The organism is Tannerella forsythia (assembly GCF_003860135.1).
GTDB classification, from domain to species: domain Bacteria; phylum Bacteroidota; class Bacteroidia; order Bacteroidales; family Tannerellaceae; genus Tannerella; species Tannerella forsythia_A.
The window spans coordinates 1-25,555 of record NZ_RQYN01000023.1; the positions used below are offsets into that span (position 1 = coordinate 1).

At 50.0% G+C, this 25,555-nt stretch carries 20 protein-coding genes; 9 read left to right on the forward strand and 11 right to left on the reverse strand.

The annotated features are described in order from the left end of the window. The coding region (gene ppk1, locus EII41_RS07230; RefSeq protein ID WP_124790045.1) for a polyphosphate kinase 1 at positions 1-1,816 on the forward strand (1,816 nt) is incomplete at its 5' end. Here the strand turns inward: ppk1 and EII41_RS07235 are convergent. Both EII41_RS07235 and EII41_RS07240 read right to left on the reverse strand, forming a co-directional pair. After that, positions 1,813-3,159 (reverse strand): methyltransferase RsmF C-terminal domain-like protein, encoded by a 1,347-nt coding sequence (locus EII41_RS07235; RefSeq protein WP_124790046.1) that lies wholly within the window; start codon positions 3,157-3,159, stop codon positions 1,813-1,815. The two genes, ppk1 and EII41_RS07235, sit on opposite strands and share 4 nt — an antisense overlap. 49 nt (positions 3,160-3,208) lie before the next feature. Beyond that, positions 3,209-5,032: an LTA synthase family protein gene (locus EII41_RS07240; protein WP_124790047.1), complete on the reverse strand. Its 1,824-nt coding sequence runs from the start codon at positions 5,030-5,032 to the stop codon at positions 3,209-3,211. Between the two features lie 134 nt (positions 5,033-5,166). Here EII41_RS07240 and EII41_RS07245 point away from each other — a divergent pair, with 134 nt between their 5' ends. Beyond that, complete coding sequence (locus EII41_RS07245; protein ID WP_124790048.1) at positions 5,167-5,784, forward strand: peptidylprolyl isomerase; 618 nt, start codon at positions 5,167-5,169, stop codon at positions 5,782-5,784. A 21-nt stretch (positions 5,785-5,805) separates the two neighbouring features. Next, positions 5,806-6,894: a chorismate synthase gene (gene aroC, locus EII41_RS07250; protein WP_124790049.1), complete on the forward strand. Its 1,089-nt coding sequence runs from the start codon at positions 5,806-5,808 to the stop codon at positions 6,892-6,894. On the opposite strand, the gene EII41_RS07255 is transcribed toward aroC, so the two are convergent. Next, entirely contained in the window at positions 6,871-8,304 is a 1,434-nt protein-coding gene (locus EII41_RS07255; RefSeq protein ID WP_124790050.1) for a S41 family peptidase, read from the reverse strand. The genes aroC and EII41_RS07255 overlap by 24 nt on opposite strands. Before the next feature lie 135 nt (positions 8,305-8,439). Continuing rightward, on the reverse strand, positions 8,440-8,682 hold the full coding sequence (locus EII41_RS07260) for a DUF4834 family protein (RefSeq protein ID WP_124751223.1): 243 nt from the start codon (positions 8,680-8,682) through the stop codon (positions 8,440-8,442). Positions 8,683-9,166: 484 nt separating this feature from the next. Between EII41_RS07260 and EII41_RS07265 the strand changes: the two genes are divergently transcribed. Then, the gene (locus tag EII41_RS07265; RefSeq protein ID WP_124790051.1) at positions 9,167-10,207 is read left to right on the forward strand and encodes a 6-bladed beta-propeller; all 1,041 of its coding nucleotides are present in this window, start codon (positions 9,167-9,169) and stop codon (positions 10,205-10,207) included. Between the two features lie 29 nt (positions 10,208-10,236). Here EII41_RS07265 and rseP read toward each other — a convergent pair whose 3' ends face one another. The 6 genes from rseP to EII41_RS07295 form a co-directional block, all read right to left on the reverse strand. Continuing rightward, positions 10,237-11,556, reverse strand: a complete 1,320-nt coding sequence (rseP, locus tag EII41_RS07270; protein WP_124751221.1) for an RIP metalloprotease RseP — start codon at positions 11,554-11,556, stop codon at positions 10,237-10,239. 99 nt (positions 11,557-11,655) lie between these two features. After that, the gene (locus EII41_RS07275) at positions 11,656-12,810 is read right to left on the reverse strand and encodes a 1-deoxy-D-xylulose-5-phosphate reductoisomerase (protein WP_124790052.1); all 1,155 of its coding nucleotides are present in this window, start codon (positions 12,808-12,810) and stop codon (positions 11,656-11,658) included. A 2-nt stretch (positions 12,811-12,812) separates the two neighbouring features. Then, positions 12,813-13,691, reverse strand: coding sequence for a M23 family metallopeptidase (locus tag EII41_RS07280; RefSeq protein ID WP_124751219.1), 879 nt, complete (start codon positions 13,689-13,691; stop codon positions 12,813-12,815). A 4-nt stretch (positions 13,692-13,695) separates the two neighbouring features. Then, entirely contained in the window at positions 13,696-14,217 is a 522-nt protein-coding gene (gene rimM, locus EII41_RS07285; RefSeq protein ID WP_124751218.1) for a ribosome maturation factor RimM, read from the reverse strand. Between the two features lie 17 nt (positions 14,218-14,234). Then, the gene (gene murA, locus EII41_RS07290; RefSeq protein ID WP_124790053.1) at positions 14,235-15,539 is read right to left on the reverse strand and encodes a UDP-N-acetylglucosamine 1-carboxyvinyltransferase; all 1,305 of its coding nucleotides are present in this window, start codon (positions 15,537-15,539) and stop codon (positions 14,235-14,237) included. Continuing rightward, the gene (locus EII41_RS07295) at positions 15,536-16,144 is read right to left on the reverse strand and encodes a DUF4290 domain-containing protein (protein ID WP_124790054.1); all 609 of its coding nucleotides are present in this window, start codon (positions 16,142-16,144) and stop codon (positions 15,536-15,538) included. The genes murA and EII41_RS07295 overlap by 4 nt, the downstream gene beginning before the upstream one ends. A gap of 219 nt (positions 16,145-16,363) precedes the next feature. Between EII41_RS07295 and EII41_RS07300 the strand changes: the two genes are divergently transcribed. Both EII41_RS07300 and EII41_RS07305 read left to right on the forward strand, forming a co-directional pair. After that, complete coding sequence (locus EII41_RS07300) at positions 16,364-17,905, forward strand: phosphomethylpyrimidine synthase ThiC (protein ID WP_185711863.1); 1,542 nt, start codon at positions 16,364-16,366, stop codon at positions 17,903-17,905. A gap of 18 nt (positions 17,906-17,923) precedes the next feature. Continuing rightward, a complete protein-coding gene (locus EII41_RS07305; protein WP_124790056.1) occupies positions 17,924-20,044 on the forward strand; it encodes a Tex family protein in 2,121 nt (706 codons plus the stop codon). A gap of 389 nt (positions 20,045-20,433) precedes the next feature. On the opposite strand, the gene EII41_RS07310 is transcribed toward EII41_RS07305, so the two are convergent. Beyond that, on the reverse strand, positions 20,434-21,678 hold the full coding sequence (locus EII41_RS07310) for a hypothetical protein (RefSeq protein WP_124790057.1): 1,245 nt from the start codon (positions 21,676-21,678) through the stop codon (positions 20,434-20,436). Positions 21,679-21,859: 181 nt separating this feature from the next. Here EII41_RS07310 and EII41_RS07315 point away from each other — a divergent pair, with 181 nt between their 5' ends. The 3 genes from EII41_RS07315 to galK all read left to right on the forward strand — a co-directional run bounded on the left by EII41_RS07315 (position 21,860) and on the right by galK (position 25,509). Then, on the forward strand, positions 21,860-22,939 hold the full coding sequence (locus EII41_RS07315; protein WP_124790058.1) for an aldose epimerase family protein: 1,080 nt from the start codon (positions 21,860-21,862) through the stop codon (positions 22,937-22,939). A gap of 47 nt (positions 22,940-22,986) precedes the next feature. Next, the gene (locus EII41_RS07320; protein WP_185711864.1) at positions 22,987-24,294 is read left to right on the forward strand and encodes an MFS transporter; all 1,308 of its coding nucleotides are present in this window, start codon (positions 22,987-22,989) and stop codon (positions 24,292-24,294) included. A 75-nt stretch (positions 24,295-24,369) separates the two neighbouring features. Then, positions 24,370-25,509, forward strand: coding sequence for a galactokinase (galK, locus tag EII41_RS07325; protein ID WP_124790060.1), 1,140 nt, complete (start codon positions 24,370-24,372; stop codon positions 25,507-25,509). The last annotated feature ends 46 nt before the right edge of the window (positions 25,510-25,555 follow it).

Consider the following 25,555-nt stretch of genomic DNA (forward strand, 5'->3'; position numbering starts at 1 on the left):
GGAAGAAACGCTGAGCGAGATTACGGATGAGGTCAACCGTCAGCAGCAGGCCTTCTACCGGATTTTTAACGAAGGAATCCTGCCTGAGTTGCGTCGGCAAAAGATCTGCCTCTATCAGGGTGAAGAGCCGGAGCCGTTTCATCGCGAGTTTGTCCGCAATTATTTTAACGAGGAAATATTTCCGTATCTTTCCCCCGTAACGATTCATGCCGGTTTTCGCACCTTTATTCGTGATCGGCGTCTATATCTGATTACCCGCATCATCCGGAAAGAGACGGGAGAGCCGCTTTATGTACTCATTAAAGTGCCGCATTCGAAGGTGCCGCGTTTTATAGCCTTGCCTCCGCATGAGGGCATGCACTATTTTATGTTTATCGATGATGTGATTCGTTACAACTTGCCCAGCATTTTTCCGGGTTATGAATTGGACGGATGCTACAGCATCAAGATCTCGCGCGATGCCGATATCTACGTCGAAGAGGAGACGTCGCAGAGCATTGTGCAGGCCATCCGTCGCAAGGTGGAGAAGCGCAAGATCGGGGCTTTGAGCCGCTTTATGTACGATCGTGCCATGCCGCGCGATTTTCTGGCGTATATTTGCGAGGCTTTCGATATCGTTGATGATGATCTTGTCGTCGGCGGCCGTTATATGAATCTTCAGGATATGAGCAAACTGCCGAATCCTGTCGGCAAGGTACTCGAACAGCAGGTTCCGTCGCCTATGCGTGTGCCGTATCTCGAAGAGGCGACATCGATGTTTGGCGCCGTGAAAGCACGTGACGTGTTGCTCTACTTCCCTTATCAGTCGTTCGACTATCTGTTGCGTTTCCTGATGGAAGCGGCGTTCGATCCTGACGTGGAGGAGATCAAGATCACGCAGTATCGCGTAGCCGAGAACTCGGCGGTGATCCATTCGCTGATCAGTGCCGCCCAAAACGGAAAGAAAGTGACGGTGTTCGTCGAGTTGAAAGCGCGTTTTGATGAAGAGAACAACATGAGTACGGCCGAAAAAATGAAAAAGGCCGGCATCAAAATCATCTACAGTATTCCCGGGCTCAAGGTGCATGCGAAGGTGGCCGTCATTCTGCGTAAAGGAGATGCGACGGATTTTGCCTATGTGAGTACGGGTAATTTTAACGAGAAAACGGCGAAAATCTACGCCGACATGGCTTTACTGACATGCAACAAGGCGATTGTCGATGATATCAACCGGGTCTTTTCTGTGCTGGAAGGGACGCTGCAGGAGCCGCAATTTAGTTGTTTGCTTGTCGCACGTTTCAATATGGTGCCGGAACTGATTCGTATGATCCGGCGCGAAACGGAACATGTGAAAGCCGGCAGGAAAGGTCGAATTATTTTGAAGATGAATGGGCTGCATGACCGGCGGATGATCGACGAACTGTATCGTGCCGGCTCGGCGGGTGTAGAAATCGACCTGTTGGTACGTGGTATCTGCTGTCTGGTGCCCGACCAGCCGTATAGTCCGAATATTCGTGTGACGCGGATTGTCGACATGTTTCTTGAACATGCGCGCATCTGGTATTTTTATAACGATGGGGCAGAGGACTTGTACCTTACCTCGTCGGACTGGATGAACCGTAACCTGAATCGTCGTATCGAGACGGCTGCTCCCGTACTGTTTCCATCCGTCAAACGTGAAATAATCGACATCCTGCATATCCAGTTGCGGGATAACGTCAAGGCTTACCGTATCGACGCGCAATTGCGGAATATCTTCGTTCGTAACGACGCGCCGCCCGTGCGTTCGCAGCAGGCCATTTACGATTACATCCAAGCAAAGACCGAGGGCTGTTAGCCGTTCTTTTTACGTATCCGCCACTCGTTGGGATAAAGATTGTTGGCACGTGTGCCGAGGTTTTTCACAAAGCCCAGCGGGACATCTCGGTAGGTCACCAACGTGAAACCGCGCGGTACATCGCCGGGCAGCGTGAGCGCTTCGTTTTGCAGGTAACGGATGGCTTCCTCGCGCGATACATCCACACGGGCGAACGCGTCGCGGCGCATCGCCGTGCTGAGCGCCAACGCCGGTGACGGCAGCACGTCTTTCCCTTTGACTTCGCCGATTGTCATGCCGGCCGACAGAACATGCAATTGTTCGCCGAGAAGCTGTACCGTCTCCCGATGGACTGACGGAATGCCTCTTACCACATCCCCGATTCGTTCAAGATGATAGGCCTCCGGTTCTGTAAGCCATTTTTTCGCCTGCGCAGGGACCGGTTGTGGAATATGTTTCTGTCTACGCTTACGACAAGCAGCATGCTCTGCCCCGCACGGCTTGCGCAGTACGGCCAGACAGAACCCTTCGCCTCTCGTGCGGTGCGGGAAAAACCGATAGATGGGAAGTGTGCCGGACAAAGCTCCGGATATGCTCCACTCGGAGGGTAGGTCAAGGGATACGGCTTCCGCCCCGAAGGTCTCGGCGATATATGCGATGTTTTCTTCGTTTTCTTCCGTGTTGAATGTGCACGTGCTGTAAATCAGCAGTCCGCCGGGCTTCAATGCGTCCCATACGTCGTGAATGATCCTCCGTTGACGGGCGGCACAGTGCCGGACATTCGCGACGCTCCATTCCTCGCGACCGGCCGGGTCTTTGCGAAACATCCCTTCGCCCGAACAGGGCATATCGGCCACGATCAGATCGAACAGTTCGCGCAGGGCACTGAAATCTTTCGGGTCGTTGTTCGTTACGACGCAGTCCGGTATTCCCCATTTTGTGATGTTTTCGGCCAAGATACGGCTCCGGCTTCGGATCACTTCATTCCCCACCAGCAGGCTGCCTGCCGGCAATACGCTCAGCAGATGGGTTGATTTGCCACCGGGAGCGGCACAGAGGTCGAGCGTGAGAGCCGGAAAAGAGAGGAGTTGTCTGACAGCTTCTCCGACGAACATCGATGCGGCTTCCTGCACATAATACGTGCCGGCGTGAAACAACGGGTCGAACGTAAAGGATGGACGTTCGTGTAGATAGTACCCCTGTTCACACCACGGAACCCGTTCTCCGTCGACCACATCGAATCTCTTCGACGGGTTCAGGCGGATGCTTACGGGCGGATCCGTTTGCAGCGCCTGTTCAAGCAGATCATATTCGTCATCGAGTAACCGGCGGGTACGTGCTGTAAATTCGGAAGGAAGTATCATATTGCTTTAAGTGCTGAAACAAGGTTGTGAAAGTACGTGTATCTGAGATTTAACGCGCAAAATAGTCGTAACGGATGATGGCGTCGGAGACTTTCCATGCGTCTTTGAGATGTCGGATTTCCGTTTCCGATACGTGACCGGTTTCACCGTAAATATTTCCCTGTGCATCGATAGCCACTCGTTTGTTATTCGCATCAATGATGCTTACACCTAACCCCTGCCATGTGTAGTCGGTCAGTCCGAGGAGTTGCAGCAAGGTCGGATAGATATCGACCTGTCCCATCACCTGCTCGTAACGCCCCCCTTTCGGAGCGTTGAGAATAATGAGCGGTACCATCGGATCTTCGGAAACAAGCCCGCGTCCCCCTCTGCTGGTACACCATTCGCTCCGCATATCGACGAGGCCTTCATGATCGCCGGTGATGACGATGAGCGTATGCTCGTAGATACCGGCACTTCGTAAGTGTTCTACAAACTGTCCGAGTGCTCGGTCGGTATAATTCGCCGTCATCATGTAATCGCGCATCCGTGAAGGGAAGCGATCGGAGAATGTGACTTGTCGCAAATATTCGGGCAGGGCGAAAGGGAAATGTCCGGAGTACGTGACACATTGCAGCAGCATCTGTCCGTTGTCGTCCCACACCTCCCTGCGACGTATCTTATCGGCTATCTGACGCATCAGAGAGCCGTCGCCAATCTGTGGCCGGTAATGTGGTCCGACCGGTTCGTCATTCACAAAGTCGGCTTTCGAAAGCAGACCATCGTAACCGAACGCCGGTTCGATAACGCTCTGATTCCAGACCATCGGTTTATCGCCCGTCAGGGTGTACGCCTTGGCCGAGGCGCCGTATTTCTGCTTCATCGCCTTGGCCAGCGAGGGGTAGGTAGAGTGAGGATATTTCAGACTGTAAACGCCATTATCTATCGGTAACAGCCCCGTATTCAACATCAGTTGAGCATCGATCGAACGTCCGCCTTTTACCTGCGAGACGACGTAAGGAGCGTAAATGGTCGTCGAATCTTTCAACAGGCGATTCAGATAAGGGGTCAGCTCCTGTCCCTCGACGGTTTGCTCCAGCACCCAGCTTTCGAGCGATTCGGCAAGAATCACGATGCAATGCGTGCGGGTTACCGTATCGGCAGGGATACTTATCGGCGGGTGTTGCTTGAGCCAATCGTCGATGTATATGCCGATCTCAGGCGTATAAGTCTCCGCATCTCGCATATAGTCATAACATACGGATCCGAATACGGTGTACATCGGGGTTCCGCACGTATGCGTGTAAGAGCCTTGCAATGCTTCGTAAGCTTTTTTGAAACCGCCTTGCACCCAAAGCATACTTCCGGCAATGAATACAAGTCCTCCCGTGAGTAATGCGTAGACACGTATCTCTTTCGTGTTTCGGGATGAGGCGGCAGAACCTTTCATTCTCCTACGCGCCATGACGACTGCTGCGGTCGACAGCGGAAAAACAAGATCGGTCATTCTGAACGATCCCCATACGCTGTCTGTAAAGTCTTTCAAGTTGCCTACGAGCCAATAACTGTCTAATGGAATCGCCGTATAATACGTTCGGAAATACATCAAGTTGCAGACAAGCAGTATATCAAGCAGTATGGCGGTGATCCACATTGTCCGCTCCATACGCCAGACTACGAAAAGAAACAGCAGGGTCAGGCTGGCCAGTGCCGCATAGAGATACGTTTCCGGCGATGAAAACGGCCGGAAGGTCGAAAGCAGGCACCAGCAGAAATCGAACCACAGGAATTTGAAAAACAGCAATCCTCCCAAAAGGTAAAGCAAAGTATGCCGCCCCTTGACGGAAGGGGAAGAGGATGGCGATAACTTACGGATTACATGATGCTCACTCATCGGGTATGCTTGATTTCAGTCTATGTTTTTAAAAATGCGCAAAAGTACAAATAATAATGAATGCTGCGACATCATCTTGCCTTTTTCGTCAAATCTTTCTACCTTTGCCCCTTCATTTTAAAAAAGAACAATATATGAAAATCTCAAGAAATAAATTCGTTGTGGTCACTTATGACCTCAACGTGGGCGAAGCGGGTGAATATGAACTGATGGAACGTGCGACGAAAGAGAACCCGTTGAAGTTCATTTTCGGAACCGAGATGATGCTGAAAGACTTTGAAGAGAATCTGAGCGGTCTGGCAGTTGGCGACAAATTTGAATTTACACTTACTCCCGATCAGGCATACGGCGAACGAAATGAAGACCATGTGATGGAATTGCCGAAACATATCTTCGAGATTGACGGCAAATTCGACAGCGAGCATATCAAAGAAGGCGAAACCGTACCGATGATGAGTACGGACGGCAACCGTATGAACGGTTCTGTGCTGGAAGTGAGGGACGATATCGTCGTGATGGATTTCAATCATCCGCTGGCCGGCGAGACGCTTCATTTCAGTGGTGAGGTCATCGATGTACACGAACCGACGGATGAGGAAATTATAGAACTGAATCAGCTGATGAGCGGAGGTTGCGGAAGCGGCGGATGTTGTGGCTGCGAAGACGACTCGTGTGGTTGCGGAGACGATTCTTGTGGCGACCATGCGCACGGGAGCGGCGACTGCTGTGGTGGTGGATGCCATTGCGGATAAAGATGAATCAAGCATTTTGAGGTGAATACTTTTGGTACGAAATATCGGCTGACCTCGTTCGGTGAATCGCACGGGGCGGCCATTGGGGGCGTTATTGACGGCTGCCCGGCAGGAGTGGTGCTCGATATGGATTTTATCCAGCGTGATTTGAGCCGTCGCCGTCCGGGACAGTCAGCGCTTACCACCCCGCGCAACGAAACCGATACGGTCGAGTTTCTTTCGGGTATTTACGAAGGTAAGACGACGGGGGCACCGATCGGCTTTATCGTTCGAAACAAAGATCAACATCCGGCCGACTACGACGAGATGAAGAAAGCCTTTCGCCCCTCGCATGCCGATTACACGTATCAGACCAAGTATGGGATTCGCGATCCGCACGGAGGCGGTCGGAGTTCTGCCCGGACAACGATCGCACAATGTGTGGCCGGGGCTGTTGCCAAGCTGATTCTGCGGCAACACGGAGTCGCGATACAAGCATATACTTCGCAGGTCGGGAACATACGTCTGGAAGGAAGTTACAAGGAGTATGACCTGAACCTGACGGAGAGCAATGCCGTGCGTTGTCCCGACACCCGGAAAGCGGCCGAGATGGAGGCGTTGATTCGCGAGGTGAAAGCCGACGGCGATACGGTGGGAGGAGTCATCACGTGCGTGGTCACGGGGGTTCCCGCCGGTCTTGGCGAGCCGGTTTTCGGAAAGCTGCACGCGGCGCTCGGCGCGGCGATGCTCAGCATCAATGCCGTCAAGGGCTTTGATTACGGCGACGGTTTCGATGGCGCCTATTATCGCGGCTCGGAGCATAACGATCTTTTCTTTAACGACAACGGAAAAGTGAGTACGCGCACGAATTATTCGGGGGGCATACAGGGAGGTATCTCCAACGGGCAAGATATCTATTTCCGTGTGGCGTTCAAGGCTGTGTCTACCGTTTTACGCCCACAGGCTACCGTCGATACGGATTATAACGAGACGATATTGGAAGCAAAAGGACGCCACGATCCGTGCGTCCTTCCGCGTGCCGTTCCCATCGTTGAAGCGATGGCGGCGATGACTATACTCGATTACTGGTTAGAAGCAAACTGCCGGTTATTCCGTCAAGGGGGAGCTTAAGAGCTCCATCCCCGATGGCATGGTGGAAATCATTTTTTCGTTCAATGCCCGGCGGTCTTCTGTCGGCAAAATCGTATAAGGAGGAATCTGTTCCTGCGAACGCACTTTTATCATCGGCTGGCCTGTAATCAATGAAACCGCTTTACCGAACAAATGGTCGCGCTCGTCTCCGAAGGGGTAGAGTGCATAGTAATTTTCCTCTTCTACATGCTTGGGAACAATACCGTTTATAAACTCATCGTCGTTGATGTTGGCAAATCGGTACACCATCATATATATTCCCCAGTCTTTGATATCATCGGCTTTTCCTTTGCCCCACAAATCTTCAGGATTCACCAGAATGCCGCCACAGAATTTGCCGCTTGTCGTATCGCCAATCTGTACCAGATCGAGGTAGGGATGGAGTCCCGTAATCGTCGACTCCGAGGCGGATGCCGTGCGGCGTGTTGTCAGGACATACAGACGGTTGAGGTTCATATTGACGGATAGCGTATCGATGAAATATTCGGTAATCCGGTCTTCCATCTTTTTCTCTTTCCAGTATTTCATATACTTGTCGTTCCATACCTGCGACAGCAGCTTTGCCTTCTTCTTCACGGCCGATTGCGGGCCGAGAATACTGCAAAGAAGACGCGAGGTACGTGCCGTTCCTCCTCCGTTGTAACGCAGATCGAGTACGACGTCGGTAACTCCCTGGGATTTGAACTTCGAGAATACTTCAAGCAGACGAGGCTCCGACTTCAAGGTGTAGTCCGCGTAGCAGAGGTAGCCGATTTTATGCGAGCCTTTTACGATGACGGAGTCTTTCAGAATCGGGTCTTCATACATCTCTAAGGCTTTCATTGAAATCGCAGCCGGCAGAGTACTTATCTTTCCGTCTACCAAGACTCCTTTTTTTACGGAAATGGAAGATGCATTGTAAAGATTCCGGTAGTTCGTTTCTGTGATGTCTCCTCCGTTTAATCCTACGAGCAGATCGCCGCGCTTGATACCGGCTTTCTCAGCCGGCGTGTTCGGATAAACGAATAACACAATAGCGAATAGAGCCTCTTTGTTTGAAAACCTTCCGAAAATCAGTTGATAACCGAATGTGGTCGAAACCCCCTGAAACGCGTTTTGGAGTTCTGATACGCGGTCTGTCAGCATCGACCAGCGGTCGTGTTTATGACGTATTTTTTTAAAAAGCTTCTGTGAGTTTTCTTCGGTTTTGTAATCAATCGCATCCCAATTTACCGTCTTGGTCCATAAATAAGCGTCCGACATCATATCGACAATAAAATGGTTCACCCGCTGAGTCTTTGTTTCCTCGTCGATAATGCCTTTTCCTTTGTCCGAGCATGCGCTGACTATGCAAAGGCATCCGATGCCCCATGCTATTGCTCCATATTTCCATCCATTTTTTTTCATCATGCAATCATCGTTTAAAGTTTATACTGATATGTTATTTCTCTCGGCCGTAATCGTCTCAACGATCAGCGATAGAACGAGGCAAAGGTAAGAAAATGTATCAGAAATGCCATATCTTCTTTATCTTCAACCGACGCCTTATTTTATTTCTTCGTAATCGACGTATTCACCTTCATCCTCCGCAATGACTTTTTTCCGGGCAGGCGTTCGAGAGGACGAAGCTTGATCGGATCGACGAGAAGAGGACGCCGTATGACGTTTGGCATGCGTAGTGTTTGAAGGCCCGAAGAAAAAAGACTTCACTGTACGTATGATGGAAAATCCTGCTAACAGAAGAAGCAAGATGACGAAAAAAATGATAAAGAAAAAAATCTTGAACATAGTCCGGTCTGTATTTATATTTTACGGACACAAATCTACCGAATAATTTCGAATTATGAAAACGTAAGGAAGAATTTCATACTAAGTCTTTTCGTTTTGCGTTATTAGCTTAAAGTAAGGATGACGTCCTTAATCTTAAGGAATACTTCCTTAAGATTAAGGAGCCTTTCCTTAAGATCAAGGAACGCTTCCTTAAGGTCAAGGAGTCTTTCCTTAAGATCAAGGAACACTTCCTTAAGGTCAAGGAGACATTCCTTAAGATGAAGGACGCTTCCTTAAGGTCAAGGAGCCATTCCTTAAGATGAAGGAATGCTTCCTTAAGGTCAAGGAGACATTCCTTAAGATGAAGGAACACTTCCTTAAGGTCAAGGAGACATTCCTTAAGATGAAGGAATGCTTCCTTAAGGTCAAGGAGACATTCCTTAAGGTCAAGGATTGTCTCCTTATGATAGAGAATAAAAGAAGTTTTTAAATAAATCGTACGATGAAGATCGCATATTGGGTGGTGTTTTTGGGGATTGCTTCGTGTGTGAACCGGAGCGTGGTATCGGTAGAGGAAACGAGCGAAGCCTCTCTTTCGGAGATTGCGGAACATGTGGTAGCTATTCCGCTGGAGACGAATGAACGGTGCCGGATGGGGCACGTAGATGCGGTGAAACGTGCCGGGAACGAATTCTTTATGCTCAGCAACCGGAAGCTTTATCGTTTCGATCGTGAAGGGCGGTTTCTCAGCCGCATCGCTTCGGACGAGGACGGACGCGATTCAGCCATCCGCGATTTTGCGGTAGATCCGCAGCGCGGACAGGTCGTGGCCATCGACACGTGTGGGAATGCGCTGTTTTTTACATACGACGGAACTCTGATTCGTCGCAAAGCTCTTGCCGACAAGCCGTGGCAGAGTCTGCTGAAGATCGCGTATCACGACGGACACTTTTGGGCAACGACCGAGCAATGCGCTACCTCGGCATCGGGCGGGGAGAGGAAGATCGAGAAGTGGCTCTATCGACTCGATGCGTCGTTCGATGTGGTGGACGGCACACCGTTGTGCGACGTCGATTTAAAACGTTTTCACCTGAGTAGTCATTTTGAGCCTGAGTTATGCGTATCTCCACACGGACTGTATGCCTACACCGCTTCGTATGAGCCGGAAAAACTGTTGGCCGACACGCTCGCCCTGATCGAGGGCAATGGACTGAAAAAGATTTTGCATGCCTCGACTGACTATCCCGTCCCGATGCTGCCTTTCCGTTTTGGACAACGTTTCCTGATGGCATCGAACGGAAAAAACGGAGAGGAAAGCTACTATTTCTATTGCTACGACCAGCTTGAACAGCGTGCGTTTCGGTTGAAGAACGGCTTTACGGACGACTTCTATCAAACAGGCCATGTGCCCGACCTGCAAGCACTCGATGTGTATTGCAACGAGTTCTGCTATTGTCGTTCGGGGCAAGCTGTCTCTCGCTTATGCCCCGAACGCGCGGCAACAGATAATCCCGTATTATTTTTGGTACGCCTGAAAGCATGAAAGCAGCGCTTCCCTTACCCCTTTCCGTGTTAACGGGAGAAATAACGGAAGATATCGTTGCCGTTGGCGTAAATAAGCAGTCCGAAGAGAAGGATCATCCCGGCAATCTGCGCGTATTCGAGGAACTTTTCACTCGGTTTGCGTCGCGTCACCACCTCGTAGATCAGGAACATGATATGTCCGCCGTCCAGCGCGGGGATGGGAAGAATATTCATAAACGCCAGAATGATACTCAGGAAAGCCGTTCGCATCCAGAACACCTGCCAGTTCCATTCGGCCGGGAAAAGACTGCCGAGCGTCCCGAAGCCGCCGATCGAAGAAGCGCCCTCTTTCGTAAAGACATATTTCATATCGCTCACGTAGCCTTTCAACGTCGTGATACCGAGATTCACCCCGGCCGGGAACGACGAAAAGAAGCCGTACCGCACAGTGGTCATCTCATAAAGCGAAGCCGGCATTTTCATATGAACGCCGATGCGACCGAGCGAGTCGACCGGTACGGTCAGCGCCATCTCCGCGCCGTCACGCACGACGCCGATACGCACCGTCTGTCCGCGATACGCATACAGCGCTTCTCTTGCTTCGAGCGACATGACTGCCAGAGAATCACCGACCGACACGACACGGTCGCCCGCCCATACTCCGGCCTCCTTCGCCGACGGACTTACCACCTCTTCGATGACCATCGGGAAGCGATAGTCCGCAAATCCGTCTTTATTCCGAAGCAGCCGTTGCATCATATCGGCCGGGATCGTGATCGTCACCTCCTGACCTTCGCGGAGCACGGTTACCGACTGCGCGTTGACTACCTGACGGAAGTTGTGCTCGTTGAGGCGTAGCAGCTCTTCGCCGTCGGCACGAAGAAGAATATCACCGTCTTTGAAACCGACTTCCTTGAACGTCGCGCTGTAATACATGCCGTCCGTCGCGTTCTTAAGCGGCAGGTACGTATCTCCCCACGTGAAAAGCACCATCGAATAGATGAAGAGTGCCAGCAGGAAGTTGAATAATACGCCACCGACCATGATCAGCAGGCGCTGTGCGGACGACTTGGAACGGAATTCCCATGGTTGCGGCGGCTGCGCCATCTGCTCCTTGTCCATCGACTCGTCGATCATCCCGGCAATCTTGCAATATCCGCCGAGTGGCAACCACCCGAGACCATACTCCGTATCGCTGTTTTTAGGTTTGAATTTGAAGATCGAAAACCACGGGTCGAAAAAAAGGTAAAACTTGTCGACACGTACTTTGAAGAGCCGTGCAAAGAGAAAATGCCCGAACTCATGTACTAATACCAGAATCGATAAACTTAAAATCAGCTGTAAGGCCTTAATCAAAAATATTTCCATAAAATCTATTCCTTATTATTTGTTTTTTGTTTGTTCAATCGATGTCAGCAGACAGATACCAGAGGTTTCTACCCGGGCTTTTTTGACTACCTGACATTTTCACCTGTTTAAAAACTCCGCTGCGATCCGTCGCGCTTCGGCATCGGTTTGTACATAATCCTCATACGTCGGTCGGGCGACGAATGTCGCTCGCTCCATCGTTCGGGCGATTACGTCGCTCATCTCCAAAAAACCTGCTCGCTCTTCGAGAAAAGCGGCTACGGCGACTTCGTTGGCCGCGTTGAGAATGCACGGCATGTTACCTCCCTTACGGATAGCCTCGAAGGCATACGCCAAATTACGGAAACGCTTCATATCGGGCTCTTCGAATGTGAGCGAGGCGTACTGCCGGAAGTCCAGTCGCGGCATCGCGTTTTTCAGACGCCTCGGATACGACAGTGCGTACGCGATGGGCAATTTCATATCAGGTAATCCCAGTTGGGCCAGTACCGCACCGTCTTCGAACTGCACCATCGAATGAATGATCGACTGCGGATGCACTACGACTCCGATCCGTTCGGGCGGGAGATTGAACAACCATCGCGCCTCGATCATCTCGAAGCCTTTGTTCATCATCGAGGCCGAATCGATGGTTACCTTGGCTCCCATATCCCAATTGGGATGACGAAGTGCCTGGTCTCTTGTAACTGTCGCCAGCTCGTCGAGTGTTTTCGTGCGGAACGGACCTCCGGAAGCCGTCAGCCATATTTTTTCCAGCGGATTGTCCCACGTTCCCGAGAGACATTGGAAGATGGCCGAATGCTCGGAGTCGACCGGCAATATCGGTGCATTCTTTTCTTTGGCCAGTGTCGTGATCAGTTCGCCCGCGACGACGAGGGTTTCCTTGTTGGCCAGTGCGATCACTTTTCCGGCTTCGAGGGCGGCGATGGTCGGACGCAAGCCCGCATACCCCACCAGCGCCGTGAGTACCATATCGATCGGCTCCATCTGTACGACTTGCGCGATGGCGTCGACGCCTGCCCACACCTTCACGGGCCAATCGGCAAGCGCCTCTTTTAATTCGGGATAGTGCTGTTCGTTGGCAATCACAACGACTTCGGGCATGAAGCGGCGTGCTTGACGGATCAGCAAATCGACCTGATGATGAGCGGTGAGCGCATACACCTCAAACTCGTCGGGATGTTCGCTGACGACTTCAAGCGCCTGCGTTCCGATCGAACCGGTCGATCCTAATATAGCGAGTCTTCTTTTCATTTTTAAAATGCAATGTATTCTTCGGGATTGACGGAAGCGCCTTTGTACCACAACTCGAAATGCAGATGGGGGCCGGTAGACAGTTCGCCTGTATTGCCTACCAGCGCAATGGCTTCGCCGGCCACGACATATTGTCCGATCTCCTTCAACAGGGAGTGATTATGTTTATAGACCGAGATGAATCCGTTCCGGTGCTGCAACGTGATCACATTGCCGAATTCCGTATCGTAGCCTGTGTAAATCACCGTGCCGTCGAGTGTGGCCAGAACGCTTTCCTTTGGTCCGGCTACGAGATCTACCCCATAATGACGATTCTCCAGATCGTAATGTGCCGAGATGGTCCCGTTCACTGGCTTATAGAAAAATACGTTGTCGGTCAGGCGAGGCGTATTGCTGAAAGCCGTGAGGTTATATTTTTCTTCCTGCTCGTAGTGTTTGATGAATTCTTCTTCCGTCTTCGAACGGGGTATATTGTAATCCGCCTTGATAAACGCGGCCGAATCTGTGGCGTGTACCGAGTCGATCGTCATCGTTCCGCTCATAATGGCCGTGACATTTCTCAGGTAGAGCGACTGTTTTCTTAACGCGGCATCTAACGAGTCGGCGCGAATCGCGCTTTGCACAATCGCTTGACGCACCTCGGCATCCAGATAACCGGGCAAATAGTTCCGTATGGGAGTCGTGATGATGATTAACGACGTGATCGTAATCATGAAAAGCGCGAAAAGGCAGACGGCCGAGAAGAACCACAATTGCGATACGCGACAGTTCCATACTTCTTCCAACGTCGATTCGTTAATGAAAGACAGCTTATATTTAAAACGAACCTTTTTCCAGAACGACTTCTTCTTGTTCTTTAGTTCTTTTTTCTTTTTGCTCATAACGTTAATTCAAATCTAAAATCCCTTCCGGCAACGATACGATCATGCGTTTGCCTTGCTCATCGATGGAACAAATCATCTCTTCGGCCATCGGAATCAATCGTTCTTTGCCCTGATCATCGACACGGAACACAATATTGGCTGTGGATTCGTCTACATCGGCTACCGTCCCGATTTCGCCCAACACTTCGTCGGTCAACATATAACCGATAAAACGCGTCCATGATTCGTTATCATCATCTTCCGGCAATGCATCGGCAGGATAATAAACCGTTCGGTTGGTAAATTTCTTCGCTGTGGTTTCATCGTTTACTCCCTCCAGCTTCACCAACAGAGACGATGTACTTTTTGATCGGAATGATTCGACAAAAAACGGCACCCAAATACCGTCCATCTCACAAACCACATACGGGTTGTCCGTGTCTTCAAATAGCCTGTTGTAATTGGTGACTAATGTCAGTTCGCCTTTAATACCATGCGGTTTGGCAAATTGTCCGATCGTTGCGATGTCTTCTTTTCGTATCATGCGTCCACCTCCGTTTCTTACATTCTCGTAATGCAAGCGCCAAGCTTGTTCAGCCGTTTGTCGATTTGCTCATACCCCCGGTCGATCTGTTCGATGTTGTCGATACGGCTCGTCCCTTCGGCACTCATGGCGGCAATCAGCAGCGCGATACCGGCGCGAATGTCAGGCGAAGCCATTCTCGCACCGCGCAGTTTGAAACGGTTACCCAGCCCGATGACAGTTGCCCGATGAGGATCGCACAAAATGATTTGCGCGCCCATATCGATCAGTTTATCGACAAAGAACAGGCGGCTTTCAAACATTTTTTGATGGATCAGCACGCTGCCGGTGGCTTGTGTGGCTACGACGAGCAAGACACTCAGCAAATCGGGTGTCAATCCCGGCCAGGGCGCATCGGCAATCGTCATGATCGAACCGTCGATAAACGTCTCTATCTCGTACGAATCATGAGCAGGCACATGTATATCGTCACCTTCCTGTTCTACCCGGATGCCTAACCGACGAAAAGAGGCGGGAATAATACCCAAATGGTCAAAACCGGTATTTCGGATCAACAAACCGGAACCGGTCATCGCGGCCATCCCGATGAAACTGCCAACCTCGATCATATCCGGCAAAATCGTGTGTGTGGTCCCTTTCAACGAAGAGACCCCTTCGACCGTCAGCAGGTTGGATCCGATCCCCGAAATACGTGCGCCCATGCGATTGAGCATAACCGAGAGCTGTTGGATATACGGTTCACAAGCGGCATTATAAATGGTGGTAACGCCTTCGGCAAGCACGGCAGCCATCAGAATATTGGCCGTACCTGTCAGAGAGGCTTCGTCGAGCAGCATATAGGCGCCGCGTAGCTTTTCGGTACGGATGTCGCTCAACTGTCTGGCTCTGTCGTAACGGATGTTCGCTCCTAATTTGCGAAAACCGAGCAGATGCGTATCGAGTCGTCTCCGCCCGATCTTGTCGCCGCCGACATTCGGCAGGACGGCTCGTCCGAACCGGGCCAGCAACGGACCGGTCATCATCACAGAACCGCGCAACGAAGCCGCACGCTGCATGAACTCGTCCGTTTCAATATATTTCAGATCGATCGTATCTGCCTGAAACGTATACGCAGTGGCAGACTGTCGCTCGACCTTCACTCCCATATCGCGTAGCAACGCGATCAGGTTATGAATATCAAGAATATCGGGGATGTTGCGGATTTCTACTTTCTCGGATGTCATCAGTACGGCACAAATCACTTGCAAGGCTTCGTTCTTCGCACCTTGAGGCGTTATTTCGCCTTGTAATTTGTGTCCTCCCTCTATGACAAACGAACTCATCGGTTTTTTCGGAACTGCTTTTTGCTCTGATTCTGCGGGCGATTCTGGGCTTGTACGACCTCACGGTTGTCAATCAGTTTGTAGTGCTCTTCGTTCAATACGATCAGATCATCGGATAATTCGGCCAAATCGCTCAGGATCTTCCGGTCTGTTACGGTATCTTTGTTCCAGATGATAAACGTTTTCTTCATGTGATTGGCCAGCATTCTTACCAAGACGTCTTTTTCCGGACTGTTTTCTTTCTCCGTCGTTTTCCGGATCATCTGTTCCAATATCTTTCCGTAATGACGGTAGCGGATGCGTGAGTCGCCATACGGCAGACGAGGCGGACGGCTATACAGATTTTCTTTTTGGATTATTTCGTATGGGTAGTCCACATCAAGTTTAAAATCAGACATAATGGCTAAATGATCCCACAGAATATGTTTGAAGTCATTGACATCTCTCAGATGCGGAAACAGATTTCCCATGATACTGATAATCGCGTTGGCGCATCGGTTACGTTCTTCCCGATCTTCAATCGTTACACAATGATCGACCATGTTTTGAATATGACGTCCGTATTCAGGCAACGCCAGTCGTTTCTCTGTCGTGTTATATTTCATTTTTAATACTGAATATGATAATGTGGCGGCAAAAGTAGCTATTTTTCGCGGATAAAAAGCATCCAAGTCGTTTAATATTCGTGCAAATATTTGTATAAAAGTAAATATTTTTCTTGGATAACGCCTGTTTGTAACGGAACTTTTATATTTTCTGCTTATTTTTGTCTCGTCAAAAAAATAATCATCCATACATAACATAAAACAAAAGCAAATATGGCGATGAGCACAAAGCATACAGCCCCTTTTGCGGGCAAAGTTTATATTTCCGGCAAGATCGACAAAGTTCATGTCGGGATGAAGCAAGTCCAGCTGTCCGACACGATCGTGGTCGATGCAGAGGGTGCGCAGACGGTCAAACCCAATAGTCCGGTCACGCTTTATGATACGTCCGGCCCGTATTCCGATCCGCGGTATATTCCTTATATGGCCAAAGGGATACCGCGCATACGGGAAGAGTGGTACGGACGCCGAAAAGATATTGTGATTCGGGAAGGAAAGGTGTCTCCAGGCCCGAAGAAAAAAGGCGCATTTCCGGTGACAAAGCCTGTTTTTCATGCTCGTAACGAAAGAAATATCTCACAAATGAGCTATGCCAAAAAGCGAGTTATCACCCCGGAGATGGAATACGTGGCGATCCGTGAAAATCAGCAGGTCGAAGCTTTAGGTTTGAAATCATACATCACGCCCGATTTCGTGCGCAGAGAAGTCGCATCGGGACGTGCCATTATCCCGGCCAACATCAATCATCCGGAGGCCGAGCCGATGATTATCGGGCAGCGTTTCCTCGTAAAAATCAATATGAACTTCATTCCTTCGGGCGAAGGCTATGAAAGGGATACCATGCGGATGACCGAATATTGTCGTTTGGGTGCCGATATGCTGACGGACTTATCCGACACGGTCGAGAGCAAGCAAAACCGGGATTGGCTGTTGCGTAACTGCCCGGTACCGATTTGTACCAGCCCGCTGCATGAGGCATTGGCACAAGCCGGAGGAGAACCGGCCGACATTACGTGGTCGATTTTCCGCGATACACTGATCAAACAGATGGAGCAAGGAGTCGATGTCATCGCAATCCATGCGGCCATGCACCGTAAACACCTGAATCTGGCCGAGAATCGTTTGACACATCTCGCTTCGCGAAGCGGATCGATTCTGAGTCGTTGGATGCAAGCGCACAAACAGGAAAATTTCCTTTATACGTATTTCGATGAGATTTGCGAAATCCTCCGAACCTACGACGCCGTGCTGTCTATCGGTAGCGGACTGCGTCCGGGCTCTATCTATGACGCTAATGATCGGGCACAGTTTGCCGAACTGTCCGAAATGCGCGACCTGACCGAGAGAGCCTGGAAACAGTATGTGCAGACGATGACCGAGGGGCCGGGACATGTGCCGATGAACAAAATCGAAGCCAATGTGAAGGAACAGTTGTATGTCTGCAAAGGTGCCCCATTCTTCACACCGGGCATGAAAACGACCGATATCGCCGGTAAGTACGATTACATCGCCTCGGCCATCGGTAGCGCGCAGGTGGCTTGGTACGGAGCGTCGCTCATCGGCGGCAGCACACGACAGGAATACCGGGAGCGACCGACGGGTGAAGAGGTGCAAGCCAGCATTATCGCTCATAAAATTGCCGCACATGCGGCCGATCTGGCCAAAGGTCATCCCGGAGCGCAGGTGCGCGACAATGCGCTGGGTAAGGCACGTAAAGAAGGACGTATGGAAGATATTTACGCCCTTTCTTTCGGATGGTAAAGCCTTTGTAACATACGCATGCACAGAATCATTCCGGCGCGGATTGCCGAAAAATTACAGATCAGCGAGCGGCAAATAGAAAACACCTTGCAGTTGCTCGACGACGGTGCAACGATTCCTTTTATCAGCCGTTATCGAAAGGAACGAACCGGCGGATTGGACGAGTTGCAGATCGCCGATATTTCCGGAGAATACAAACGTCTGCTCGATATCCAGAAACGCAAGGAAACGATCGTCTCCAGTATCGAAGAGCAGGAGAAAATGACCGAGGAGCTACGGCAAAAGATCGAAACAACGTGGTCGTCGACAGAACTTGAAGATCTGTACTTGCCGTTTAAGCCGAAACGTCGTACGCGTGCACAGATCGCCCGCGAAAAAGGACTTGAACCGTTGGCTAAAATGGTGATGAGCCGTCGAAACGATGTGGAAACTGCCGCTCTACGCTTTGTGACGGATGAAGTTCCGACGCTCAATGACGCGCTGGCCGGCGCGCGTGACATTATCGCGGAGTGGATAAACGAAAATACTGCCGCGCGGAACGCGGTACGTTCTGTTTTTGCAGGCGAAGCGGTGATATCCAGTCGTGTCGTCAAAGGGAAAGAAGCGGAAGGCGATAAATACCGTGACTATTTCGAGTGGAGCGAACCGTTGCGGCGTATCTCGTCGCACCGACTGCTGGCCATCCGTCGTGGCGAGGCTGAAGGCATCCTGCGTGTCGATATTTCGCCCGACGAAACGCATGCTCTCGAACGGTTGCACCGACTGTACGGCTGTACGGCCGCATCCGCCGGCGAACAGGTGCGCATGGCTGCCGACGATAGCTATAAACGCCTGTTGAAACCTTCTATCGAGACGGAGTTCGCGGCTTCAAGCAAAGAAAAAGCCGATCTGGAAGCAATTCGCATCTTCGAAGAGAACTTGCGTCAGCTCCTTCTTTCGCCCCCACTCGGACAGAAGCGTGTCATGGGAATCGATCCGGGTTTTCGTACCGGATGTAAAGTCGTTTGTCTCGACCGACAAGGCAATTTGTTGCACAACGAAACGATTTACCCGCATCCACCGAAGAATGACCGGACGGGTGCGATGAAGAAAATCGCTCATTTGGTCGAGCAATTCGATATTCAAGCGATCGCGGTCGGTAACGGAACTGCCGGACGGGAGACGGAACAATTGGTGCAAAATATACGGTACGACCGGAAGGTGCAGGTGTTCAGCGTCAGTGAAAACGGGGCAAGTATTTATTCGGCTTCCAAGATTGCACGCGAAGAATTCCCCGACTACGACGTGACGGTGCGCGGGGCTGTGTCATTGGCGCGCCGGCTGATGGATCCGCTCGCGGAGTTGGTGAAGATCGATCCGAAATCGATCGGAGTCGGACAGTACCAGCACGATGTGAACCAGAAGGCCTTGAAACTGTCGCTCGATCAGACCGTCGAGATGTGTGTGAACAAAGTAGGAGTCAACGTGAATACGGCGAGTCGTCATTTGCTGACGTATGTGTCGGGCATCGGTGCAACGCTTGCACAAAACATCGTGGATTACCGTGCCGAGCACGGGGCGTTTCGTTCACGGAAAGCCTTGATGAAAGTTCCAAAAATGGGAGCCAAATCGTTCGAGCAGAGCGCCGGTTTCCTGCGGATCGACGGAGCGGAGAATCCGTTGGACAACTCGGCCGTACATCCCGAAAGTTATGGAGTCGTCGAGCAGATGGCTGCCGACTTGCATTGCCGTGTCGACGATCTGCTGGCCGACGAATCATTACGTAAGAAAATCGTGCTCGAACATTATGTAACGGAAACAGTCGGGCTGCCGACGCTCCTCGACATCATGGCCGAGCTTGGCAAACCCGGACGCGATCCCCGCGAAACCATCCGCGTCTTTGAGTTCGATCCGAACGTAAAAACCATCCACGATCTGCGGCCGGGGATGGTGCTGCCCGGTATTGTGACGAATATGACGAAATTCGGCGCTTTCGTCGATGTCGGCATCAAGGAGAACGGGCTTGTACATGTTTCTCAAATGGCCGACCGTTTCGTCAGCGACCCGACGGAAGTCGTTTCACTCCATCAGCATGTATCCGTCAAAGTGATCGAAGTCGACGAAGCACGCAAGCGAGTCGGACTGAGTCTGCTGATATAAGCCGGAAATTGCCTCGATGATTCCGATCTATCTGCATCTTGATTCATTTGCCGCAAATCGAATGGTTAAAAATCCTTTTGTGATTTGTTCGCCGCAAATTGATTGGTTAAAAATCCTTTTGTGATTTATTCGCCACAAGTTGTTTGGTTAAAATTCCTTTTGTGATTTATTTGCCGCAAATTGATTGGTTAAAAATCCTTTTGTGATTTGTTTGCCACAAATTGATTGGTTAAAAATCCTTTTGTGATTTATTCGCCGCAAATTGTTTGTAATCAATCACAGTTGTGATTGATTCGCCACAAACCGATTGTAATAAATCACAGTTGTGATTGATTCGCCACAAACCGATTGTAATAAATCACAGTTGTGATTGATTACGATGACGCTGGTCAGAAACGTTTGATCAAGAACGAAGGACGGAAACGAAAAAAGACCCCGAACGAATAATTGAAGCGGTCTCCTTCCGCATCGTGACGTTTCTTCGGATCGACCATTCGCGCCCCTATCCGATAGAAAGCATCGGCATTGATGCCCAACGAAAACTCATGGCCGAATCTGCGGGTATACTCGGCTCCTGCGTAAACCATGCGAGGCTGTCGGTACACGGCATCATCCAAATACGTAGAGATTGCCCCGTAAAACGGATTGCCGAATAGAGAAATAAAATCATCACATTTCCAATAAGCGGCCCGGGCGCGGAAGTCGCACAAATCGGCCGTCATGCTTCCATACCATCCGTAGCCTCGTTTCAGCGGCCACAGATTGCCGGCATGCTGATAATAACCGGTCACGTCGATCTCCATCTGCAACTTTTTCAACACTCCGTGCCGTACATTCCAATCGACCCCGACCCCGGCCGCACCATTCAGCATGGTTTGCACCGACTGTCCATTGCTGATCGTATCCAGTTCACCTCCGCGATGTTGTGCCAGTGCCTGCATCAAAGCATACACATGAAAAGTCGATTCGGTCGAGTTGAACTTAAACCGCGAAGACCAACCGAACGTAAACGCTTCCTGATGTGTATCCAGCTTGTAAATAAAACTCTCCCAGTTCAGCCAAATATCTAAGTCCATCCAGCGCGGATGATATAAAATCTGTACCCCCGCTTCCGGATCGGACGATAAATTGAGTTCCGGATTGTAAAGCGGATCGATCAGGCCATGGTTACTCCCGCCATATAAATCGCCCAGAATCAGGTCTACCTGATCGGACAATGCCACGTGCGCCCGCAAATAAGGTAATAAATGTACATTGTGCTTCGATTCTTCCCCTCGCCAAACGGCAATGTCCTTATACGCGAATGCCGGATAACGAGTTGCTCCCCAAAACCAAACAGAATGCACACCACCTTCCAGCTTGATGTTTTCCGTCGGATAGTAAACGCCTTTGAGTTGCAACCAAAATCCGGGCAAGGTATATCCTTTTTGTGCAAAACTCGTACTCTCGGTATTTCGAAAGAAACTGAGGTTATCTAATGCAACAAACAGTTTACGTTCATTTTCAGAATTGATACGATAGTCGGTCCTGAATACTTTTTCCGCAAGCTGTGCGTGCAACCAAAAAAGATTCGTGCTTGCTCCTGCAAACAGCATACTCAGAAAGAATACTCGTAAACCGTAAAATCGTATCATGCCTTTTCAAAAACGGGTGCAAACATAAAAAAATTATGCCGAACTATGTATGCTAATGTCAGAAATTTAGCCGATATGTCCGAAACACTCTGGTAAAAACATGCTATATAACATCTTTTTAAGTTGTCACATTCGGCAGAAGAACGCTAATTTTACACGCAAAATTGACAAATGACTGATTATGGAGAATGATCAAACACAATCCGGTCTGCGTGTGGAAGATTTTCGCACGCAGATAGACGGAAAAGAAACTTCGCTATGTATTTTAACGAATAAATCCGGCGCCGAGGTGACTGTCAGCAACTATGGCGCCAAAATAGTCTCACTCATGGTGCCCGACAAGAACGCGCGACTGACAGACGTCGTTACCGGCCATCGTTCGATTCATGATTATCTTACTTCGGAAGAACCATACTTTGGAGCCGTTTGCGGACGCTATGGTAATCGCATTGCCAAAGGACGCTTTACGCTCGACGGAACGGTTTATGACAAGCTGGCCATCAACAACGGTCCCAACAGTTTGCACGGAGGTCTTAAAGGTTTCAATGCGGTAGTGTGGGAGATGGAACAAGTCGATCGGCAGACCGTCAAACTGCGATATGTCTCAGCCGACGGAGAAGAAGGATTCCCCGGAACTCTGACTGTTGAAGTGACTTACCGCTGGACGGACGATAACGAATTGGTGATCGCCTACCGCGCAACAACCGATCGGCCGACCGTACTAAACCTCACGAATCATTCGTACTTTAATTTGTCCGGTGCCGGAGACCCTTCGATCGGAGACCATCTGCTGACGATCGACGCCGATTATTATCTGCCGACCGACGAAACGGCCATCCCTCTCGGACCGAAAGCAACCGTAGAAGGCACACCGATGGATTTCCGCGAATGTCACTCCGTGGGCGAACGGATCGATGAACCGTTCGAACAACTGATTATCGGAAAAGGCTATGATCATACGTATGTGCTGAACCGCGCCTCCGACGGTCTGCCGGTATTTTGCGCCCGATGTGCTTCGCCTAAGACCGGCATCGTAATGAATACCTACACGACCGAACCGGGCGTGCAACTCTATACCGGTAACTGGATGACCGGTAACTTCGAAGGAAAGAAAGGACAACGCTATCCGATGCGTGCAGCCTTGTGTCTCGAAACTCAACACTTCCCCGACAGTCCCAACAAACCCGACTATCCGTCGACCGTGCTTCGTCCCGGCGAGGTGTTTGAGAGTACAACCGTCTACGCTTTTTCTGTGGAATAATTATTGAGAATAATAGACTAATAAAAAACTAAAAAGAACAATGAATTATGAATGACAAAAAGAATTACACATTACCAATTATCGTAATGATCTTCCTGTTCGGTATGATTTCGTTCGTAACGAACCTTGCCTCTCCGATGGGAGACATTTTGAAGTTTCAGTTCAATGTGCCCAACTGGATGGGAACATTAGGGGTATTTGCCAATTTTATTGCTTATGCCGTGATGGGATATCCTGCTGGTAACCTATTGCAAAGATTTGGGTATAAGAAGACAGCACTGATTGCAATTTCTATCGGTTTTGCCGGTGTAGGCATTCAGACGCTTTCGGGTACGATGGAAAGTTTTGGCGTATATCTGCTGGGGGCATTCATCGCAGGTTTTTCTATGTGTTTGCTGAATACGGTGGTAAACCCTATGCTTAATTCACTCGGAGGAGGAGGTAATAAAGGAAACCAATTGATTCAGATCGGTGGCTCGTTCAATTCGTTGTGCGGTACGGCTGTGATCATTCTGACAGGTATTCTTATTCCGGAAGGGATCAAGAATGCTCAAATTAGCAATGTGTTCCCGCTCATGTATGCAGCGTTGGCTATTTTTGCCTTTGCCTTTTTAGTGATTGCGCTGACCGCTATTCCTGAAAAAGATAAAGAGCAACAAGTGTCTTCTGAATCTTCTCAATATAGCCCGCTATCTTTCCGTCATTTTATCCTCGGTGCGATAGGTATTTTCGTATATGTCGGTGTTGAGGTAGGTATTCCGAACGTATTGAATAAATGGCTACAAAACCCTGATTTAGATGTGTTGCAATTAGGTGGTATAGGGAATCCCGAAGCGATTGCCGGCTCTGTAACCGCGACGTATTGGTTATTGATGCTCGTAGGTCGTTTGCTCGGGGCAGCAATCGGTAGCAAGGTATCGGCCAAGAGTATGTTACTCGTAGCTTCAGGATTAGGATTAGTACTTACGCTTGTGGCCATGTTTGCCCCTGTCAGCTCGTTGATTAATCTGCCTGTATTCAAGAATGATGCCAGTGGACTGTTCGGACTAGTTCAAGTTCCTGTAAGCGCAGCTTTATTGGTGCTTATCGGTTTGTGTACCTCTGTGATGTGGGGGGGGATCTTCAACCTGGCTGTAGAAGGGTTAGGCAAATACACCGAAAAGGCCTCCGGTATTTTTATGGTGATGGTTTGTGGTGGAGGTATTCTTCCGTTGTTGCAAAATGCAATTGTGGATATGAAAGATGGTATAGGGTATATGGCCAGCTACTGGGTAATTGTAGCCGGGCTGATTTACCTCCTCTACTATGCGCTGATTGGTTGTAAAAATGTAAACAAGGATATTCCTGTGAATTAATATAGACAAGTGCCGCTTCGTCCCACCAAAGGACGAGGCGGTAATTTTTTTAGTATAAAATAACGGATTAACAGTATGGAAGTAGAACATGTAAGAAGCCGGTTTATCAAACATTTCGACGGCACTACCGGCACCGTATATGCGTCTCCGGGACGTATTAACCTCATTGGCGAACATACCGACTATAACGGCGGTTTCGTATTCCCCGGAGCGATCGATAAGGTCATGATGGCCGAGCTGAAACGAAACGGTACGAATAAGGTACGTGCTTATTCGATCGACATGAAAGACTATGTGGAGTTCGGTTTTGAAGAGGCTGATGCCCCTCGCACAAGCTGGGCACGTTATATCTACGGCGTATGTCGCGAGATCATTAAACGAGGCGGAAAGCTCGAAGGTTTTAATACGGCGTTTGCGGGTGATGTCCCGTTGGGCGCAGGCATGTCATCGTCGGCAGCATTGGAGAGTGTGTATGCGTATGCGTTGAACGATATGTTCGATTTGGGCATCGACAAGTTTGAACTGGCCAAAATAGGACAAGCTACGGAGCATAACTACTGCGGGGTGAAATGTGGAATCATGGATCAGTTTGCCTCGATCTTCGGAAAGGCCGGCAGTCTGATGCGTCTTGATTGCCGTTCACTCGAACATCAATATTTTCCGTTCGATCCGAAAGGATACAAACTCGTTTTGCTCGACACCGTCGTGAAACACGAGCTTGCATCATCGGCCTATAACAAACGTCGCGAGTCGTGTGAAAACGTGGCGCGTGCCATCGGCGTAGAATTCCTGCGCGACGCCACCCTTGAGCAACTCAATGCGGTAAAAGGAAAAGTGAGTGACGAAGATTATATGCGTGCGGAATACGTGATTGAAGAGATTCAGCGCGTGCTCGATGTTTGCGATGCGCTCGAAAAAGGCGATTACGAGACGGTCGGCAAGAAGATGTACGAGACGCACGAAGGCATGAGCAAACTCTACGAGGTAAGCTGCGAAGAGTTAGATTTCCTCAATGACATTGCCCGTGAGTGCGGCGTAACCGGTTCGCGTGTGATGGGTGGCGGCTTCGGCGGCTGTACCATTAATCTGGTAAAAGATGAACTGTACGAGCCGTTCGTTACGAAAGCCAAAGAAGCTTATCGTGCCAAATATAACCGCAGTCCGAAAGTGTATGATGTGGTGATTAGCGATGGCGCGCGCAAAGTGTGCGACTAACAAGAATAATTATTGATAACGGGCTGTCCGGAGGAGAGAATAGCAT